This window comes from Rossellomorea aquimaris (assembly GCF_001877785.1).
GTDB lineage: Bacteria > Bacillota > Bacilli > Bacillales > Bacillaceae_B > Rossellomorea > Rossellomorea aquimaris_A.
On record NZ_MINN01000154.1, the window covers coordinates 1 to 448 of the forward strand.

At 54.5% G+C, this 448-nt stretch carries 1 protein-coding gene; it reads left to right on the forward strand.

Features of this window, described 5'->3' with window-relative positions; translation table 11 throughout:
* Window positions 1–252: 252 nt before the first annotated feature.
* A partial coding sequence (locus tag BHE18_RS21830) for a hypothetical protein (protein WP_216095314.1) occupies window positions 253–448 on the forward strand: 196 nt, incomplete at its 3' end.

Genomic DNA, 448 nt, shown 5'->3' on the forward strand with positions numbered 1-448 from the left:
GCATGAGGTAGGGGTATTGACGTGTTAAGGCGGGAGGAGTCGTCAGCTGCAGTGGGGGTATTGTGGGTAGCGGGTCTGGCGCTGTTCGTCGGTAACGTTTGATGTATGGTAGAAGATCGGGTGCGTGTTAACATGGTATTTTTTTTTTACTCGCTGAGATCGGTATCGGTAATACCTACCTGCTGAAAGCCCAGTTCCAGCCCCCACTGTTTAATTTTTTGCGCTAACTGATTGAGATCGAGGGGCTCTGACATGACGGACCATACAATGAAGAAAAACCCCGTAAGTATACCACACACCGTCTGGTACGCCGACGATATCCGCCGCGGAGAACGCGAGGCGGCAGATGCGCTGGGGCTCACACTCTATGAGCTGATGCTTCGCGCTGGCGAAGCCGCATTCCAGGTGTGTCGTTCGGCTTATCCTGACGCCCGCCACTGGCTGGTGC